The organism is Streptomyces sp. NPDC005799 (genome assembly GCF_040630525.1).
Lineage (GTDB): Bacteria > Actinomycetota > Actinomycetes > Streptomycetales > Streptomycetaceae > Streptomyces > Streptomyces griseorubiginosus_B.
Window position 1 is genome coordinate 24,010 of sequence record NZ_JBEXXQ010000077.1, and the last position, 17,396, is coordinate 41,405.

The following is a 17,396-nucleotide window of genomic DNA, read 5'->3' on the forward strand; positions in this document are numbered from 1 at the left end:
CCGGCCGGGGCGGCTCAGCCGATCGGCGGTGTGCCGTGCGTGTGGAACGACTCGATGGTCCGCAGCCCCCAGGCCTGCCCCTTCTTCCGCTCCTCCTCGGTCCAGGTGATCAGCGGCCAGTCGGGCGCGAGCACGAGACGGGTGAGCGGGTTGCACAGCTCGATCCGGTTGCCGCCGGGCTCGTAGACGTAGAGGAAGAACGTCTGCTGGATGGCGTGCTTGTGCGGCCCGGTCTCGATGAACACGCCCGTGTCGATGGCGAGATCGGCGGCGCGCAGGATGTCCTCGCGGGTGTCGGTCGCGAAGGCGATGTGGTGCAGCCGGCCCGTGCAGGCGGTCCAGTCCTCGGTGTAGACGACGTCGTACGACTTGTTGCCGAAGGTCAGCCAACGGGCCGCGATCCGGCCCGAGTCGAGTTGGATCTGCTCGGTGGGGCGGGCGCCCAGGAGGTGTTCCTGGAACTCGGCGCCTGCCAGCACGTCGGCGGCGAGGAAATTGACGTGGTCCAGGCGGCGTACCCCCACACCCCGGTTGGGCTTGGCCTGCGGCTGGTTCTTCAGTGCCGGTTTCAGCTCGTCGGGGGCCCGGTAGTGCTCGCTCTCCCAGTACAGCGCGTGCTCGTGTCCGTCCGGGTCGGTGGTCACGTACAGCTTCCCGAGTCCGGGTTCGTCCTCGACCCAGGTGCCGCTGCCGCCCGCCGCCTCGATCGCCTCGACACGGCGGTGCAGGGCCTCCTCGCTGGAGGAGCGCAGGGCGAGACGGCCGATGCCGGGCTGTGCGCGGGCGGTGAGGACGAGGCTGTGGTGCTCGTAGTCGTCGAAGGTCCGCAGACGGACCGTGTCGCCGTCCTCGCCGTTGACGGTGAGGCCGAGGTAGTCGGTGAAGAAGGCGACGCTGGCGTCCAGGTCGGGGGTGAAGAGCTGGGCGTGGCCGATGTGGGCGATGTCGCCGAGCGGCGGAGTCATCGCTGACCTCCTCGGGGGTGCGGGGGGACCGGTGCCGTCCCGGCGGAGCGGGGGAAGACGGTGCCGTCGAAGATCTTGCGCGCGGTACGGACCACGGCGGTGCGGCGGGCGCGGGGCGGCCCGTCGGCGGTCGTGTCGAGGCTGCTCTCTATGTCCAGGAATCCCGTGGGGTGTTCGATGCGGACGCGGTCGCCGCCCGTGTCGACCTCGGCCACTTCCGCGCCCACGCCGCCCTCGATCCGCAGCCCGGCGGCCACGCTCGCGGCGCCGAGCACGCCGATGGAGGTGTGACAGCGGACCGGGATGAAGGTCCGGGTGCTCACCGCGCCGCCGTCCCGGGGCGGGGCGAGCAGCGTCAGCTTGGGCACGGTGGTGTCCGAGACGTCGCCGAGGCCCATCAACCGGCCTGCTTCCAGGCGGATCTCCCGCAGCCGGTCGGCGAGGGCGACGTCCTCCTCCAGGTCCTTGGGCGTCTCGTAGCCGGTGACCTTGAGGGAGGAAGCCGCGATGAGCACCGTCGGCATGCCGTTGTCCACGCAGGTGACGGGCACTCCGGCGATCTCGTCGCGGACGTTGCCGGTGGGCAGCAACGGCCCTGCCCCGGCCGGGAATTCGATGACGACCGGTGCGGCCGTCCCCGGCACGCCGGAGATCTCGGCGCCCCCCGTGTAGTCGACGCGTCCGCCCGGGGTCGGGAAGGTCGCCGTCGCGCGGTCGCCGGAGTTGACCATGCGGATACGCACGGAGGTTTCCCGCTCCCCCGCCGGTACGAGCCCGCGCTCGACCGCGAAGGGACCGATGCCGGCGAGGATGTTCCCGCAGTTCTGACGGTGGCTCACCACAGGCCTGTCGACGGCGACTTGAAGGAAGAGGTAGTCGACGTCCGCCTCCGGGTCGGCGGAGGGCGAGACGACGGCGACCTTGCTGGTGAGCGGGTGCGCGCCGCCCAGGCCGTCGATCTGCCGCTCGTCCGGGCTGCCCATGATCCGCAGCAACAGGGCGTCCCGCTCGGCGGGTTCGACGGGCAGGTCGCCCGCGAGGAAGTAGGCGCCCTTGGAGGTGCCGCCGCGCATCAGCAGACAGGGCACCCCGTCACTCACGGCCGCTCCCCCTCGTACTCCTCGAACGTGCGGTACTCGACGCCCAGTTGGCTGAGCTTCTCGCGCAGGCCGTAGCGGTCCAGGCCGAGTTGGCCGTCGAGGAAGGCGGCGCGCGAGGCGGCCTCCTTGGCCTCGCGCGCCTCCGACTTCTCGGCGGTCTCGCGGGCGCGTTCGCGGGGGACGACGACCACACCGTCGTCGTCGGCGAGAATCACGTCGCCCGGGCGCACGACCTGTCCGTCGATGGCGACGGGGACGTTGACCGAGCCGCCGGTGGCCTTGACGGTGCCTTGCGCGCAGACGGCCCGGGCCCAGGCGGCGAAGCCCATCTCGCGCAGCTCCTGGGTGTCCCGGATCCCGGCGTTGATGACCAGCCCGCGCGCCCCACGCCGATGCAGGGCGGTGGCGAACAGCTCGCCGAACATGCCGTCCGTGGACGGCGAGGTGGTGGTGACGACGAGGAGGTCGCCCGCGCCGCACTGCTCCACCGCCGCGTGGATCATGAGATTGTCGCCTGGCCAGCTCAGCACGGTGACGGCGGTGCCGGCCACTCGTACGCCCTGCTGGATGGGGCGGATGTCCGGCCCCAGCAGGCCGGTACGGCCCATCGCCTCGCTGACGGTGGCCACCCCGAACCCGGCCAGCGCCTCGACGTCCTTCGCGTCCGCCTTCGGCGGGTTGGTGACGATCACCCCGCTCATGCCAGCTCCTTCGCGATCTGCGGGAACGGCCGCATGAACGCCTCGGCCTTGGTGGTGTGCGCCAGGCCCAGGTTCGGGCCCGCGTTGCGCTTGAGCTGGACGCCCCGGCGCACGGCGAGGTCGGAGTAGTAGTCCCCCAGGTGCTGCTGGGCGCCCAGGCACTCCATCGCCCGGCGCTTGGTGTCCCACACCTCGGTGATGTCGAGCAGGACCTCCGGCCGGAAACCGCTCATCTCGGGCTGGTGCGGCTCGAAGTAGAAGACCGGCGGGGCGCCGATGATGTCGCCCTCGCCCGGGTAACCGATGGCCTGCGCCAGGATGCGGGCCTCGAGGGCCATGCGGTTGGCGGCCGGGTGATCACCGTTGTAGGGGTCCTCGGTCGGGTGGGTGAGCACGACGTCGGGCTGGACCTCGCGGAAGACGGCGACGAGCCGGTCGGTCAGCTCGGCCGAGGCGGTCAGCGGGTAGTCGCCGGCGTCGAAGAAGCGGACCTCGGCGCCGAGCACGGCGGCCGCCTTCTCCGCCTCCTGGCGGCGTATCGCCTTGATCTCCTCCAGCTTCCTGCCCTCGCGCCACGCCTTGGCGGACTCCCCGCGCTCGCCGAAGGTCAGACAGGCGATGGTGACCTTCTCGCCGCGGGCGGCGGCCAGGGCGATGGCGCCGCCCGCCCGCCACACGAAGTCCCCGGCATGCGCGGTGACGACGAGGGTGGACCGTGGGGCGGCGGACACGGTGTCTTGGGTCATTGCTCGAACTCCCCTTTTCCGGTGTGCGCCCGCCGTCGCACGTTCAGTCGCGCAGCGCCTCGATCACACTGGTGAGGTGCGCGCGGACGGCCGCCTCGGCCGCCTGCGGGTCCCTGGCCCTGATCGCCTCGATCATCGCCAGATGCTCCTTCAGGGAGTGCTGCGGACGGCCCGGCCGCAACGCCAACTGGAAACGGTGACGGACCAGTTGGGCGTTGAGCCGCTCCAGCAGGTCGACGGCGGTGCGCTGGCCGGAGAACTCGCGCACCTTGGCGTGCAGTTCCTGGTTGAGCTCGGAGTAGGTCACCGGCTCACCGTCGGCCACGGCCTTGGTCATCGCCGTGCCCAGCTCGGTCAGCTCGGCGAGCTGCTCGTCACTGGCCACGGCGGCGGCCTTGGCCGCGCACAGTCCTTCCAGGACCATGCGGCACTCGGTGATGGCGACCGCCTCCTCGACGGTCACCACCCGCACCCGCGAGCCGCGGTTGCGGATCCGCTCGACGAGGCCCTGGGCCTCGAGATCGATGAGTGCGGCACGGATGCTGGCCCGTGTCACACCGAACTGCTCGGCGAGCTCGTTCTCCACCAGTCGCTGTGCCGGTGCCATCTCGCCGTGCAGGATCGCCTGCCGCAGCTGCGCGAGCGCATGCTGTTTGGCCTGCTCCCCGGTGCTCGGACGGGCTTCGTTCGGCATCGCTGCCCTCCTGAGTGAGCGCGGGTCGAACCTAAAACCAGTCCGACAGAATTGTCAACAATTTTGTACGCCATATTGCACGCACGGGCGGTGCGGACCATCACCCATTCCCTTGCTTAACTCAATCAATCTCTTCTATGCTTGCGTAAGTCAAGCAAAAACCTGTGTCCGGAGGCTCAGCCATGTCCAACGCCCTGACCCGACCCGCCGACGCGGGGGCATCCGCCCCGCCGAAGCAGAACGCCGTGGTGGCGGTCCTGGCCCTGGCCGGCATCGTCGTCTCGCTGATGCAGACCCTGGTCATCCCCATCGTCCCCGAGCTGCCCACCCTGCTGCACGCCTCCGCGTCGAACACCGCCTGGGCCGTCACCGCCACCCTGCTGGCCGCCGCCGTGGCCACCCCGGTCGTGGGACGGCTCGGCGACATGATCGGCAAGCGGCGCATGCTGCTGGTCAGCATCGTGCTGCTGGTCTCCGGCTCCGTGGTCTGCGCTCTCGCCGACTCACTGGTCCCGATGATCATCGGCCGCACCCTGCAGGGCCTCGCCGCGGCCGTGGTGCCGCTGGGCATCAGCATCATGCGGGACGCGCTGCCGGCCGACCGGCTGGCGGGTTCCACCGCGCTGATGAGCGCCTCGCTCGGTGTCGGTGGCGCGCTGGGGCTGCCGGCCGCCGCGTTCATCGCCGACAAGTGGGACTGGCACATCCTGTTCTGGACCTCGGCCGCGCTGGGTGCCGTCGCCCTCGTGCTGGTGCTGGTGATCGTGCCCGAGTCCACGGTGCGCACCGGCGGCCGCTTCGACCTGGTCGGCTCGTTCGGACTGTCCGCCGGTCTGGTCTCGCTGCTGCTGGCCGTCTCCAAGGGCGGTGACTGGGGCTGGACCTCCGGCACCACGCTGGGTCTGGGCGCCGCGGCCGTGGTGATCCTGGCCGGCTGGGGCTTCTACGAGCTCAGGGCCGACCACCCGCTGGTCGACCTGCGGACCACCGCCAGGCCCCAGGTGCTCTTCACCAATCTGGCCTCCGTCGCCCTCGGCTTCTCGATGTTCGCGATGTCCCTGGTGCTGCCGCAGCTGCTCCAGCTGCCCACCCGGACGGGCTACGGGCTGGGCAGCTCCATGCTGACGGTCGGCCTGGTGCTCGCCCCGCAGGGCCTGGTCATGATGGCGATGTCCGCCGCGTCCGTGGCCGTCACCAGGGCCAAGGGCCCCAAAGTCACCCTGATGATCGGCGCGCTGATCGTGGCCGCCGGTTACGGCCTGAACATCGTCCTGATGAGCGAGGTCTGGCACCTCGTCCTGGTCTCCTGCATCATCGGCGCCGGCGTCGGCTTCACCTACGGCGCCCTGCCCGCCCTGATCATGGGCGCGGTCGCCCCCTCCCAGACCGGTGCCGCCAACAGCCTCAACACGCTGATGCGTTCGCTGGGCACCAGCTTCGCCAGCGCCCTCGCCGGTGTGATCCTGGCCCAGATGACCACCGACTTCGGCGGCCACGCCCTCCCCTCGGAGAACGGCTTCAAGGTCGTCATGGCCATCGGCGCCGGAGCCGCCCTGCTCGCCTTCCTCGTCGCCACCTTCATCCCCCGCCGTCAGCCGGCGACGCCGACGGCGGCCGAGACGGACAAGCAGACCGCGACCGAGACCACCAAGGCCTGACTCCCCATCAACTGCCCTACCCACGGCCGCCGTTCCCTCATCGGGACGACGGCCGTCCAGCTTGGTCAGGGGTTGGGCGGCGGCCACGGGCACGTCGGCTTTCGGCACGCCGAGCTCGGCGAGGGAGAAACCCGGGACAGTCCAACTCCGGGTGTCAGCCGAACCAGACGACCAGCCGCACCTGCTCGTCCCCGTACTCGGCCGCGAGGCCCCGCATGGCGCTCCACACCTGGGACCAGCATCCCTCGTTCGGCGGCGCGAGCATCCGCGCCGTGAGCAGGACCGGCCGGTACACCGCGTCGTCCAGCCGCACCTGGCCGCCGGGCGGCCACTCGGCGGGGGCGAGCAACAGGTCTCCCCCGCCGAAGGTCCTGGCCGCAGCCTCGCGTAGGCCGGGAGTCACCCGTACCACCTCATCGCCCTCCGGGCCGCGTCTGAGCGCCCGGTTCCAGGCGGGCCGGGCGGCGAGCGGCGCGTCCCAGTCCACGGCGCGGACCTCGGCCCAGGTGGCGTAGGTGTGGCTGTACTGGTAGTCGCCGACCGCCGCCTCCCGCACCTCCTCCGAGAGGTCGTCCGGGATCCCGCGCTCGGCGAAGAGGGGGCGCTCCACGTCTCCCGTTCCGCGCACGCCGAACAGGCACTCCCAGGCGTCGTAGTCCCGCGGAGGCCTGAGGTCCAGCAGATCGGCCTCGATCTGCCAGCGTCCGTCTGCCGATCTGCTCTCGATGGCGCCGTCGATGTCCGTCCCCACGGGGGAGGACCTTACAGTGAAGTGGGTCACTTGATGACGGCATTGGCGACCACGACGACCACGCCCAGCAAGGCGTCCCCCACGCCGGTGAGGGCCGACACCGGCCAGGAGCGGCGCGACCAGCGGGCGGTGACCAGGCCGAGGGTGAACAGCAGCACGATGTTCAGCACGAACGCCGCGTACTCCACGCCCTTCGGCGGCCACCAGCCCCAGCCGGCGCCCGCGAGCAGCAGCACCGTCGGGAGGACGGCCGTGACCAGCGGCCATTCCTCGGCGAGGGTGCGCAAGGCGTCCCAGCGGCGGTGTGGTTCGCGTTCGGCGATGTAGTGGGCGTAGCCGTGCGCGAGGGCGGAGGCCAGCGCGGTCACCAGCAGCCACAGGGCGTCGTAGCGGCGGCCGGCGCGGGAGGTGTGGCCGTACTGGGAGAGGGCCGCGACCATGGAGCAGGCCAGGACGGAGCCGTAGACGCCGCCGAACAGGACGGTCTCGCGGGTGTCGTGCCGGTGCGGCCCGGAGACGGCCGCCGTGCTCTGCGCCATGCCCTCCACGATCACCCGGTGCCGTGCGGCTCGCCAGTCGCGACGATGTGTCCCTTCACCTGGGCGGATACCGCACACACTGTCCACGGCCCGACGCCCCCGGGCCTCGCTAGGGTCGCCGCATGACCCACAGTTTCGTCGTGAACGTCCCCGACGCCGAGCTCGAACCCGAGCCCCTCGACCCGGAGCAGATCGTGTCCGGGACGCCGGAGGTGACCGGGAAGGTCGTCTGGGAGTCGGCGGACGGCCGGCAGCTCCGCGGGATCTGGCAGATCACCCCGGGTGTGGTCACCGACACCGAGGCGGACGAGCTGTTCGTGGTGGTCAGCGGCTCGGCGACCATCGAGGTGGAGGACGGGCCGACGGTGACGGTGGGGCCCGGGGACATGGCCGTCCTGCGTGCGGGCGACCGGACGAGGTGGACCGTGCACGAGACGTTGCGCAAGGCGTACGCCATCACTCTGTGAGCATCCGTACGCCCTTGACGAGGGCGTCCACGACGTGGTGCGGAGGCGTGTCGGGGACCTCCGGGTCCCAGCCGCCGGAGCGCACCGTCCGGGCGGAGAGCGGGAGTTCGACCTGGACGCCGCCCCGGCGGGTCAGGTTCACCGGATTGCGGGCATGCAGCCCGCGCAGCGAGCGCGGGATCTCGTCGAGGTCGGTGACCGGGTCGAACTCCGGTCGCAGGGCGCTCAGCCCGGAGGCGAGCAGCCGCGCCGCGGGCCGGTTGCCGCCCCCGAGGAAGACCGAGCGGGGCGTCGCCGGGCGCATGTGGCCGTGCAGGGAGACCGTGAGCGAGACGTGGTCCAGAAAGCTCCTGAGGAGCGCGCAGTGCTCCACCGCCATGCGCGGGGAGGGGATGTGCACCGGCCGGCGCGCGCCGGGCTGGGTGAAGACCAGGCTGGTGGCGCCGCAGCGGCCCGCGACCGACCGCGCGAGCTCGGCGGTACCGCCCTCGTTGCTGCCGTGCAGGGCGAGCAGTCCGATCTCGCCGCCCGGCGTCAGGGTGGCGAGCAGCCGGACTCCCTCGATCTCCACCTCTTCGGTCACCGCGGTCACGCGCGGCCTCAACTCGTCGCCTGCGGGGGCATGTTGTACGGGGTGACCACCTGGATCGCGGACGGCAGGGTGGGTCCGGCGGGCGGCAGGGCGTCATGGGCGCGCATGACGATGTGGCAGGCCTCGCGCATGTCCTGGCGCAGGTCGTGGTGGAGGACGGCGGAGAGGCGGTGCTCGCGCAGCAGGCGGGTGTTGTCGTGGTCGAGGTCGTGCGCGACGAAGACGGCGCACTCGCGGCCCAGGTGCTCGAAGGCGCGCAGGGTGGCGATGTTGCCGCCGCCGATGGAGTAGACGGCCCGGATGTCCGGGTCGCGTTCCAGGGCCGCCCGTACGAGGTCGTACTGGGTGGCGTCCAGGCCCTGGCCCTCGGCGATCTCGACCAGCGCGCGCTCGGGGTGACGGGCGCGCATGACACTGCGGAAGCCCATCTCGCGCTCCTCCTCGTTGCGGAAGAAGCCGCTGCTGAGGCTGGTGAGAACGTTGCCGGGCCGGTCGCCGAGCCACTGGCCCATCAGGTACGCGGCGGTCGCGCCGGCCGCGCGGTTGTCGATGCCGACATAGCCGAGGCGGGCGGTCGCGGGCAGGTCGGTGACGAGTGTGACGACGGGGATGCCGGCCTCGGCGAGGCGGGCGACGGCGGCGGTGATCTCGGGGACGTCCGGTGCCTTGAGGATCACGCCCTGCGAGCCGCGCCGGGCGATCCGGTCCAGGATCCGCGTCAGCTCCGCCACCGGGCCGGTCTCGCGGAAGTGGAAGCGGGAGCGCACGACCGCCGGGTGCAGCGAGGGCAGTTCGGCCTCCAGGGCGGAGCGCACCGCGGTGGAGAACCGCTCCGGGGTCTGCATCACTATGTCGATCATGAAGGTGCGGCCGAGCAGTCTGACCTGGGTGCGCTGGCGGTCCAGGTCGGCGATGGCCTGCCGGACCTCCCGCACGGTCGACTCGCGCACCCCGCCCCGGGCGTTGAGGACCCGGTCCACCGTCGCCTCGCTCAGGCCCGCCTGACGTGCGATCTCCCGGATCGGGAAGGGATGGCCCATGCGGTGACTCCTCGGGTCTCCTTGAGGGGTTTTTGATGGCCGCCTGCTGGTTGTTCGACGGGTTTGTGCTGACAAGAATGGCAGCGCTGAGTCGCCCCTGTCACCGAGAGGACGCAGATGTCCTTCACCGCCGTACACCGCCGTGCCTGGCTGTCCGAGCAGGACTGCGACCTCGACTCCTTCCGCGCGCTGGTCGAGCGGACGGCCGATCCCGCGGACTATCCGCACGCCTCCGGGGTGGAGCGGAACGTCCTGCTGTACGACGCCGGGCGCCTCGGTGCGGCCGGGGACCGCCGGGACATCCAGGAGGAGCTGGTCAGGGCGCTCACCGACGGCCCCGGCGTCGTGGTGTTCCGGGGGGCGTTCCCCGACGGGGCGGTGGTCGACCGGCTCACCGAGGTGTTCGACGCGCTGATCCGCGAGCAGTACGCGGCGGGCGCGACGGCCGGCGACCACTTCGCCAAGCCCGGTGCGAACGAGCGGGTGTGGAACGCGCTGGAGAAGGCGGCCCTCTACGACCCGGCCGCGTTCGCCGACTACTACGCCAACCCCGTGCTCGCCCTGGTCTCGGAGGCCTGGCTGGGCCCCGGCTATCAGGTGACCTCGCAGGTCAACGTGGTCAACCCGGGCGGTCTCGCGCAGACCGCGCACCGCGACTACCACCTCGGCTTCCTCTCCGACGAGGCCGCCGCCGCGTATCCGGCGCATGTGCACCGCCTCTCCCCCGTGCTCACCCTGCAGGGCGCGGTCGCGCACCGCGACATGCCCGTCGAGTCGGGGCCGACGCTGTACCTGCCCTTCTCGCAGACGTACGAGCCGGGCTACCTGGCCTGGCGGCGGCCGGAGTTCCAGGCGTACTTCAAGGAGCACCACGTCCAGCTCCCGCTCGCCAAGGGCGACGCCGCCTTCTTCAACCCGGCGCTGTTCCACGCCGCCGGCACCAACCGCACCACGGACGTACGGCGCATGGCCAATCTGCTCCAGGTGTCCTCGGCCTTCGGACGCGCGATGGAGACCGTGGACCGGGAGGCGGTGACCAACGCCGTCTACCCGGTGCTGCTGCGGCGCAGGGCGGACGGCGCCGACGCGGCCTGGCTGGAGAACGTGATCGCCGCGAGCGCCGAGGGCTACCCCTTCCCCACCAACCTCGACAGCGACCCGCCGGTGGACGGCCTCGCCCCGCCCTCGCAGGCGGACGTCGTACGCCAGGCGCTGAGCCTGGGCTGGACCCCGCGGACCCTGCGGGACGCGCTCCGGGCCGGCGCCGAGCGGCGCACGAGCTGAAAGGACAGCGGACACCCATGGGACTTCTCGACGACAAGGTCGTCCTCGTCAACGGCGGCAGCCAGGGCGTGGGCGCCGCCATCGCGCGGGCCGCCGTGCGCGAGGGGGCGGTGGTGGCCGTCACCGGCCGGCGGCCGGAGCCCGGCGAGGCGCTGGTCGCCGAGCTGACGGGCGCCGGCGGCAAGGCGATGTTCGTGCGCGCCGACCTCGCGGACGCCGGGCAGGCCAAGGCCGCCGTGGAAGACGTGGTCGCCGCGTACGGCCGGATCGACTGCCTGGTCAACTCCGCGGGACTCACCTCCCGGGGCACGCTCCTCGACACCACGCCGGAGCTGTTCGACCAGCACATCGCGATCAACCTGAAGGCGCCGTTCTTCGCCATGCAGGCCGCCGTCGCGGACATGGTCGCCCGAAAGGCGCCCGGCACGGTCGTCAACATCATCACCTCCTCGGCGCACGGCGGGCAGCCCTTCCTCGCCCCGTACGTCGCCGCCAAGGCCGGTCTGATCGGCCTGACCCGCAACGCCGCCCACGCCCACCGCTTCGACCGGGTCCGCGTCAACGGCCTGAACATCGGCTGGACGGCGACCGAGGGCGAGGACGCCACGCAGAAGGCCTTCCACGGCGCCGGCGACGACTGGCGCGAGCAGGCCGCGGCCAGGCTGCCGATGGGGAAGCTGGGCCAGCCCGACGAGATCGCCGACTTCGTGGTCTTCCTGCTGTCGGACCGCTCGGGCGTGGTGACCGGATCGGTGATCGACTGGGACCAGAACGTCCTCGGCGGCCTCGACTGACCTCCTCTCCGCCCACGACAACCGCTCACCGACCTCCCCTCCGCTCGCAAGAACCGTTCAAGGAGCTGCAACCGTCATGCGTATCGGCATTCTCGGCCTCGGCCGTATCGGCGCCTTCCACGCCGAGACCCTCTCCGGGCTCGACGTGGTCGAGTCGCTCGTCCTCACCGACCCGTTCGCGGACGCCGCCAAGTCCGCCGCGGAGCGCTTCGGCGGCGAGGTCGTGGACTCGCCGGAGGCCCTGCTGGCCGCCGGTGTCGACGGCATCGTGGTCGCGGCCGCGACGGACGCCCACCCCGGGCTGATCCTGGCCGGCGTCGAGGCCGGCATCCCCGTCTTCTGCGAGAAGCCGGTGGCCAGGACGATGGCCGAGGGCGTGCGGGTGCTCAAGGCGGTCGAGGGCACGGACGTGCCGATCCAGATCGGCTACAACCGCCGCTTCGACGCCGGTTTCGTCGCCGCCCGCGCGGCCGTGCGCAGCGGTGAGCTGGGCACCCTGCACACCGTGCGCTCGACCACCCTGGACCCGGCGCCGCCGCCGGCCGCCTACATCGCCGCCTCCGGCGGCATCTTCCGCGACTGCAGCGTGCACGACTTCGACATCATCCGCTGGGTGACCGGCCGCGAGGTCGTCGAGGTGTACGCCGTCGGCGGCAACCGGGGCGCCGAGTACATCAAGGAGGCGGGCGACGCCGACACCACCGGCGCGATCCTCACCCTCGACGACGGCACCATCTGCGTGGTGTCCAACTCCCGCCACAACGCCCGGGGTTACGACGTCCGCATGGAGATCCACGGCTTCAAGGACTCCATCGCGGTGGGCCTGGAGGACAAGCTCCCGCTGCGCTCGGTCGAGCCCGGCGTGACCTTCCCGGCGGGCACCCCGCACGACTTCTTCATGGACCGCTTCACCGAGGCCTACCGCGCCGAACTCACCGCGTTCACCGAGGTCGTGGCCGGGAGGACCCCCTCGCCGTGCACGATCGCGGACGCCCTGGAGGCCGGCTGGATCGCCGACGCCTGCACGCTGTCCCTGCACGAGCACCGGCCGGTGACGATCGCCGAGGTCCGCGCCGGCTGACGGGCACCGGCCCGGCTTCGCCGTTCCGGGTGCCGACCGGCGTCAGGCACCCGGAACACCATCACGTCTCTCCACGTATGAGCAAGGGATGGATCACGTCCCGCCTACCGAGGAGCGACGACCATGAACGCCGGCCAGAAGCCGATGTCCCCGCCGTACGAAGGCACCGCCCGGCACCGCAGCGCGGTGGTCGTCGGCGCCGGACCGAGCGGCCTCGCGATCGCCCGGGAACTGGAGCGCGCCGGGCACCGCGTGACCGTGCTGGAGGAACAGGACACCGTGGCCGGCAAGTGCCGCAGCGTCGACGTCGACGGGCACGCCTACGACCTCGGCGGCCACATCTGCACCCCCATGTACGAGCGGACCGCGCAGCTGGTGGCCGAGCTGGACGTCGAGACCGAGCGCACCAGCCGCTACCGCGTCCTCGACGCCGAGGGCCGCGAGGCCGCCCGGCAGGCCATGGCGTTCCTGCGCGACGACGCCCTCCCGCGCTACCGGGCCCTGCGCGCACGGGAGTTCCCGCACATCGCCGAACCCGGGCTCGCCCACTCCGCCCGGGCCCTGGCCGCCCCGGTCGCCGCATGGCTGGCCGAGCACGGACTGCGGTCCATGGCCGAGTCGTTCGGCACCGGGTACACGGCCGCCGGGTACGGCTACCTCGACGACGACGTGCCGGCGCTGTACTTCGTCAAGTACGCCGAGATGACCGGCCTGTTGTCCCCCAGGCCCCAACTCCTGGGTCACTCGGGCGCGTTCACCGTCGTGGGCGGGTTCGGCGCGCTGTGGCGCCGGGTCGCCGACGAGCTGAAGGACGTGCGGTGCGGGGTGCGCGTGGTGTCGGTCGAGCGTCACGCCGAGGGGGTGCGGGTGCACACCGACTCCGGGCCGGTGTCGGCGGACGCGCTGGTGCTGGCCGTCCCGCTGGACCGGATCCTGCCGGTCCTGGACGCCACCGAGGAGGAGCGCGACCTCGCCGGACGCGTCCGCTCCAACGCCTACCACACCACCCTCGCCTCCGCCCCGGGCCTGCCCGAGGACGCCTTCTACTTCCTCGGCAGCCACACCGCGAGCCGCGAGGCGACGGGCCACTGCGTCTCGTACCACCACCGCTACCCGGGCAGCGCTGTGCGGACCTTCTACTCCTACGGCCGTCCCGAGGAGGTCTCCGCGCTGCTGCGCGAGGACGTCGCCGCCCTCGGCGGGCGGCTGGAGCAGGTGCATCTGCGGCGCGCGTGGGCGTTCATGCCGCACTTCGCCGGCGCCGACCTCGCCGACGGAGCCCTGGACCGGCTGGAGGCCCTCCAGGGCCGGGCGAACACGTACCACGTCGGCGGTCTGCCCGCCTTCGAGCTGATCGAGTCCACCGTGGCCCACGCCCAGGACCTCGCCCGCCGGCACTTCCCACCGGCACACTGAACCCGCAGCAACGGATCAAGGAGGATCACCCGTCATGAGCGAAGCGGTCGCGGAACCCCTGCGCATCGGCGTCCTGGGCGCCGCGCGGATCACCGAGCGCGCCCTGATCGACCCGGCCCGCGCCGCCGGGCACCGCCTCGTCGCGGTGGCCGCCCGCGACCGGTCCCGGGCCGAGGTCTTCGCCGCCGAGCACGGTGTGGAGCGGGTCGTGGACTCCTACGCCGACCTGCTCGCGGACCCCGAGGTCGAGGTCGTCTACAACCCGCTCGCCAACGGTCTGCACGGCCCGTGGAACCTCGCCGCCCTCGCGGCCGGCAAGCACGTCCTGAGCGAGAAGCCGTCGGCGAGCAACGCCGAGGAGGCCGCCGAGGTGCGGGAGGCGGCGGCGAAGGCCGGCACGGTGTTCATGGAGGCCTTCCACTACCTCTTCCACCCGGTCACCCGGCGCCTGCACGAGATCGTGGAGAGTGGCGAGATCGGCGCACTGCGCCGGGTGGAGACGCTGGTCGCGATCCCCGCTCCCCCGGACACCGACCCCCGCTGGTCCCTCGCTCTCGCGGGGGGCGCCGTGATGGACCTGGGCTGCTACAGCCTGCACGCCGTGCGGATGCTGGCCCCCTGGGCGGGCGGCGCCCCGCGCCTGGTCTCCGCGCGGGGCGGCGAACGGGCGGGGGCTCCGGGCGTCGACGAGTGGCTGGACGCCGAGCTGGAGTTCCCGGGCGGGGCGACCGGCTCGGCCCGCTGTCACATGGCCTACGACGAGCTGGAGATGAGCTGCCGGATCATCGGCACCGAGGGCGAGGTGAGCGCCCCGAACTTCGTGCTGCCGCAGCTGGACGACCGGGTGGTGGTCCGGTCGGCGCGGGGCGAGCGGACGGAGCGGCTGGGCACCCGGTCCTCGTACACGTACCAGCTGGCGGCGTTCGCGGCGCGGGTGCGCGGTGGTGCCCCGTTGCCGCTGGGTCCCAAGGACGCGGTGGCGACGATGACGCTGATCGACGCCTGCTACCGGGCGGCGGGGTTCCAGCCGCGGCCGCGCACCGTGACCGGCGGCTGAGATGGGGGCCGTCATCGCGCCCGCCCGGATCACCGACATCCAGCAGGCGCTGGCGGATCACGACCGCTACTGGGGCGGGCGTGACCTGCGGGCGCTCCATCTGCTGCCGCTGGTGCACGAGTTCGGGGAGACCTGTCTGGTGGCCCGCTCGGAGGAGGGCGTCCTCGGCTATCTGATCGGCTTCGTCACGCCCGGCGGCACGGGGTACGCGCATCTGGTCGCCACGCGGGACGACGCCCGGGGCACGGGGCTGGGGCGCGCGTTGTACGACGCGTTCGCCGCGGCCGCGGGGCGGCAGGGCGCGGTGCGGCTGAAGGCGATCACGTCGGTGGGCAACGAGGGCTCGATCGCCTTCCACCGCAGCCTGGGTTTCGGCGTGCGCGTCGAGGAGGAGTACAACGGGCCCGGTCAGCCGCGGGTCGTGTTCACCCGCGCGCTCGGCTGACCCGGTACAGCGGCGGCCGTTCCACCAGCTCCACGGGCACCCGGCCGCCGTCCTCCAGGGACCGTACGCCCGCCTCGCACACGGCCGCGACGGCGTAGCCGTCCCACACGCCGGGACCGGTGACCTCGCCGCGGCGGGTGGCGTCGACCCAGGCCTGGACCTCGCGGTCATAGGCGTCGGCGAAGCGTTCGACGAAGTCCTGGGCGATGGTGCCGCCCCAGCGGCCGGCCATGTTGGTGACCAGGGCGTGGCCGTCGCCGACGCGGGCGGTGCCGCGTTCGCAGACCATCTCGGCCTGGACCTGGTAGCCGAAGCCGCAGTTGACGAAGATCTCGACGTCGACGACGGCGCCGCCGTCGGTCTCGAACACCACGAACTGCGGGTCCTGCACCGCGTCCGGGGCGTTCGCGGAGGGGGTGGGGCGCAGCACCGTGACCGAGGTGATCTCCTGGTCCAGGAGCCAGCGGGTCACGTCCATCTCGTGCACCACGGAGTCGTTGATCAGCATCTGGCTGGTCCAGCCGGGTGGGCTGGCGACGTTGCGGTGCCGGTTGTGCAGCATCAGCGGCCGGCCCAACTGCCCTGTCTCCAGAAGGGCCTTGAGCCGCTGGTACTCGGCGTCGTAGCGCCGCATGAAGCCGACCTGGACCCGGCGGTGGCCGAGGCGCCGCTCGGCCTCCACGATGCGCAGGGCGGAGGCCGTGTCCGGGGTGAGGGGCTTCTCGCACAGCACGGGCAGATCGCGCTCGAGCGCCGCCAGCAGGGCCGCCTCGTGGGCGGGTCCCGGGGAGGCGATGAGCACGGCGTCGACGTCGGCGGCCGCCATCGCCGCGGCCGGGTCGGTGTGGGCGGTGCAGCCGTCGACGCGGGCGGCGACGGCCTTGGCGCGTTCCGCGTCGACGTCCACGACCGCACTCACCCGGGCCCCGCTGGTGACCTCCTGGATACGGCGGACATGGTCGGCGCCCATCTTCCCGGTGCCGATGACGGCGACGCGCAGCGTTTCGTGCCGGGCCATGGTCGTCCCCTCCGGGTGGTCAGGCGCCGCAGGACCTCAGGAACGTGCGGGTGCGCACCGCGATGGGCAGTGGCTTGTCCGGCTCGCACGGATACATGTCCTGCTCGACGATGGCGAACAGCTCCACGCCGAGCTTCTGCGCCGCCTCCAGCACCTGCCCCAACTCCGGTACGCCGGAGGGCGGTTCGCACATCACCCCCCGCGCCACGGCGGGCCCGAACGGGGTGCCCTCGGCCTGTACCCCGGCCAGGATCTCCGGGTCGACCTGCTTGAGGTGCAGATAGCCGATCCGCTCGCCGTAGGTCTCGATCAGCTTGACGCTGTCGCCGCCGCAGTAGGCGTAGTGCCCGGTGTCCAGGCAGAGGTTGACCAGCTCGGAGTCGGTCGAGTCGAGGAAGCGCTCGACGTGGTCCTCGGTGTCGACGTGGGTGTCGGCGTGCGGGTGCACGACGATGTCGAGACCGTAGGCCTCCTTCACCTCGTACCCGAGCCGCTCCATGCCCTTGGTCAGGTACGCCCACTGCTCGCCGGTCAGCTCCGGCGGTTCGAGGATCTCGGCGGTCTTGTCGTCCCGCCAGAAGGACGGGATGACGACCAGGTGCCGGGCGCCCATCGCCTGGGTGAGCGCGGCGACCTGGCTGACGTGCTCCCAGGTGGCGTCCCAGACGGAGGGGCCGCGGTGCAGGCCGGTGAAGACGGTGCCGGCCGACACCTTCAGGTCCCGCTTGGCGATCTCCTCGCTGAGCCGGGCCGGGTCGGTCGGCAGATAGCCGTACGGCCCCAGCTCGATCCACGGGTAGCCGGCCTCGGCGACCTCGTCCAGGAAGCGGTCCCAGGGCACCTGTCGCGGGTCGTCCGGGAACCAGACGCCCCAGGAGTCGGGGGCCGAGCCGACCCGGATGCGGTCCAGGGCGCCGGCCATGTCAGGCCTTCCCTTCCGGACCCGCCGCGACGGGTGCGGTGAGGTCTGCTTCTTCGGGGAGTTCTTCGACGTCGACGCCGCGGACCTGGCTGAGTTCGTGTTTGAGGGCGGCGAGTTCGGCGCCGC

Annotated in this window: 19 protein-coding genes and 1 pseudogene; 8 read left to right on the forward strand and 12 right to left on the reverse strand. The window is 72.2% G+C overall.

Going from position 1 to position 17,396, the window contains the following annotated elements; all coding sequences use genetic code 11:
- Nucleotides 1-14: 14 nt before the first annotated feature.
- Genes ABZ453_RS45515 through ABZ453_RS45535 form a run of 5 tightly spaced genes read right to left on the reverse strand, consistent with a single transcriptional unit; the run spans nt 15 to nt 4,206 of the window.
- The gene (locus tag ABZ453_RS45515; RefSeq protein ID WP_359025107.1) at nt 15-965 is read right to left on the reverse strand and encodes a VOC family protein; all 951 of its coding nucleotides are present in this window, start codon (nt 963-965) and stop codon (nt 15-17) included.
- On the reverse strand, nt 962-2,038 hold the full coding sequence (locus tag ABZ453_RS45520) for a 4-oxalomesaconate tautomerase (RefSeq protein ID WP_359025143.1): 1,077 nt from the start codon (nt 2,036-2,038) through the stop codon (nt 962-964). The genes ABZ453_RS45515 and ABZ453_RS45520 overlap by 4 nt, the downstream gene beginning before the upstream one ends.
- 23 nt (nt 2,039-2,061) lie before the next feature.
- Nucleotides 2,062-2,766: a 4-carboxy-4-hydroxy-2-oxoadipate aldolase/oxaloacetate decarboxylase gene (locus ABZ453_RS45525; protein WP_359025108.1), complete on the reverse strand. Its 705-nt coding sequence runs from the start codon at nt 2,764-2,766 to the stop codon at nt 2,062-2,064.
- The gene (locus ABZ453_RS45530) at nt 2,763-3,512 is read right to left on the reverse strand and encodes a PIG-L deacetylase family protein (protein WP_359025110.1); all 750 of its coding nucleotides are present in this window, start codon (nt 3,510-3,512) and stop codon (nt 2,763-2,765) included. The genes ABZ453_RS45525 and ABZ453_RS45530 overlap by 4 nt, the downstream gene beginning before the upstream one ends.
- 43 nt (nt 3,513-3,555) lie before the next feature.
- On the reverse strand, nt 3,556-4,206 hold the full coding sequence (locus ABZ453_RS45535) for a GntR family transcriptional regulator (RefSeq protein ID WP_359025112.1): 651 nt from the start codon (nt 4,204-4,206) through the stop codon (nt 3,556-3,558).
- Nucleotides 4,207-4,388: 182 nt separating this feature from the next.
- On the opposite strand from ABZ453_RS45535, the gene ABZ453_RS45540 reads away from it, so the two are divergent.
- Entirely contained in the window at nt 4,389-5,864 is a 1,476-nt protein-coding gene (locus ABZ453_RS45540; RefSeq protein WP_359025114.1) for an MFS transporter, read from the forward strand.
- Between the two features lie 154 nt (nt 5,865-6,018).
- Here the strand turns inward: ABZ453_RS45540 and ABZ453_RS45545 are convergent, their stop codons facing one another.
- Together ABZ453_RS45545 and ABZ453_RS45550 are read right to left on the reverse strand one after the other, a co-directional pair.
- Nucleotides 6,019-6,615 (reverse strand): hypothetical protein, encoded by a 597-nt coding sequence (locus ABZ453_RS45545; RefSeq protein WP_359025117.1) that lies wholly within the window; start codon nt 6,613-6,615, stop codon nt 6,019-6,021.
- A 26-nt stretch (nt 6,616-6,641) separates the two neighbouring features.
- Nucleotides 6,642-7,154: a hypothetical protein gene (locus ABZ453_RS45550; RefSeq protein ID WP_359025119.1), complete on the reverse strand. Its 513-nt coding sequence runs from the start codon at nt 7,152-7,154 to the stop codon at nt 6,642-6,644.
- A 122-nt stretch (nt 7,155-7,276) separates the two neighbouring features.
- Here ABZ453_RS45550 and ABZ453_RS45555 point away from each other — a divergent pair, with 122 nt between their 5' ends.
- Entirely contained in the window at nt 7,277-7,621 is a 345-nt protein-coding gene (locus tag ABZ453_RS45555) for a cupin domain-containing protein (RefSeq protein ID WP_359025121.1), read from the forward strand.
- Here ABZ453_RS45555 and ABZ453_RS45560 read toward each other — a convergent pair.
- Both ABZ453_RS45560 and ABZ453_RS45565 read right to left on the reverse strand, forming a co-directional pair.
- Nucleotides 7,611-8,213, reverse strand: a complete 603-nt coding sequence (locus tag ABZ453_RS45560; protein WP_359025122.1) for a poly-gamma-glutamate hydrolase family protein — start codon at nt 8,211-8,213, stop codon at nt 7,611-7,613. The two genes, ABZ453_RS45555 and ABZ453_RS45560, sit on opposite strands and share 11 nt — an antisense overlap.
- An 8-nt stretch (nt 8,214-8,221) precedes the next feature.
- Nucleotides 8,222-9,253, reverse strand: coding sequence for a LacI family DNA-binding transcriptional regulator (locus ABZ453_RS45565; RefSeq protein ID WP_359025124.1), 1,032 nt, complete (start codon nt 9,251-9,253; stop codon nt 8,222-8,224).
- A 117-nt stretch (nt 9,254-9,370) separates the two neighbouring features.
- On the opposite strand from ABZ453_RS45565, the gene ABZ453_RS45570 reads away from it, so the two are divergent.
- The 6 genes from ABZ453_RS45570 (at nt 9,371) to ABZ453_RS45595 (ending at nt 15,330) form a co-directional block, all read left to right on the forward strand.
- The gene (locus ABZ453_RS45570) at nt 9,371-10,537 is read left to right on the forward strand and encodes a phytanoyl-CoA dioxygenase family protein (RefSeq protein WP_359025126.1); all 1,167 of its coding nucleotides are present in this window, start codon (nt 9,371-9,373) and stop codon (nt 10,535-10,537) included.
- 17 nt (nt 10,538-10,554) lie between these two features.
- On the forward strand, nt 10,555-11,331 hold the full coding sequence (locus ABZ453_RS45575) for an SDR family oxidoreductase (RefSeq protein WP_359025128.1): 777 nt from the start codon (nt 10,555-10,557) through the stop codon (nt 11,329-11,331).
- A gap of 76 nt (nt 11,332-11,407) precedes the next feature.
- Complete coding sequence (locus ABZ453_RS45580; protein ID WP_359025130.1) at nt 11,408-12,412, forward strand: Gfo/Idh/MocA family oxidoreductase; 1,005 nt, start codon at nt 11,408-11,410, stop codon at nt 12,410-12,412.
- A gap of 123 nt (nt 12,413-12,535) precedes the next feature.
- Nucleotides 12,536-13,828 (forward strand): FAD-dependent oxidoreductase, encoded by a 1,293-nt coding sequence (locus ABZ453_RS45585; protein ID WP_359025132.1) that lies wholly within the window; start codon nt 12,536-12,538, stop codon nt 13,826-13,828.
- 34 nt (nt 13,829-13,862) lie between these two features.
- Nucleotides 13,863-14,885, forward strand: a complete 1,023-nt coding sequence (locus tag ABZ453_RS45590) for a Gfo/Idh/MocA family oxidoreductase (RefSeq protein ID WP_359025133.1) — start codon at nt 13,863-13,865, stop codon at nt 14,883-14,885.
- 1 nt (nt 14,886) lies between these two features.
- Nucleotides 14,887-15,330 (forward strand): GNAT family N-acetyltransferase, encoded by a 444-nt coding sequence (locus tag ABZ453_RS45595; protein ID WP_359025135.1) that lies wholly within the window; start codon nt 14,887-14,889, stop codon nt 15,328-15,330.
- On the opposite strand, the gene ABZ453_RS45600 is transcribed toward ABZ453_RS45595, so the two are convergent.
- The 3 genes and pseudogenes from ABZ453_RS45600 to ABZ453_RS45610 form a co-directional block, all read right to left on the reverse strand.
- Nucleotides 15,311-16,348, reverse strand: a complete 1,038-nt coding sequence (locus ABZ453_RS45600) for a Gfo/Idh/MocA family oxidoreductase (RefSeq protein ID WP_359025137.1) — start codon at nt 16,346-16,348, stop codon at nt 15,311-15,313. The genes ABZ453_RS45595 and ABZ453_RS45600 overlap by 20 nt on opposite strands.
- A 19-nt stretch (nt 16,349-16,367) precedes the next feature.
- Nucleotides 16,368-17,270 (reverse strand): sugar phosphate isomerase/epimerase, encoded by a 903-nt coding sequence (locus ABZ453_RS45605; RefSeq protein WP_359025139.1) that lies wholly within the window; start codon nt 17,268-17,270, stop codon nt 16,368-16,370.
- A gap of 1 nt (nt 17,271) precedes the next feature.
- Nucleotides 17,272-17,396: pseudogene (locus ABZ453_RS45610) on the reverse strand (sugar ABC transporter ATP-binding protein); the annotation flags it as partial.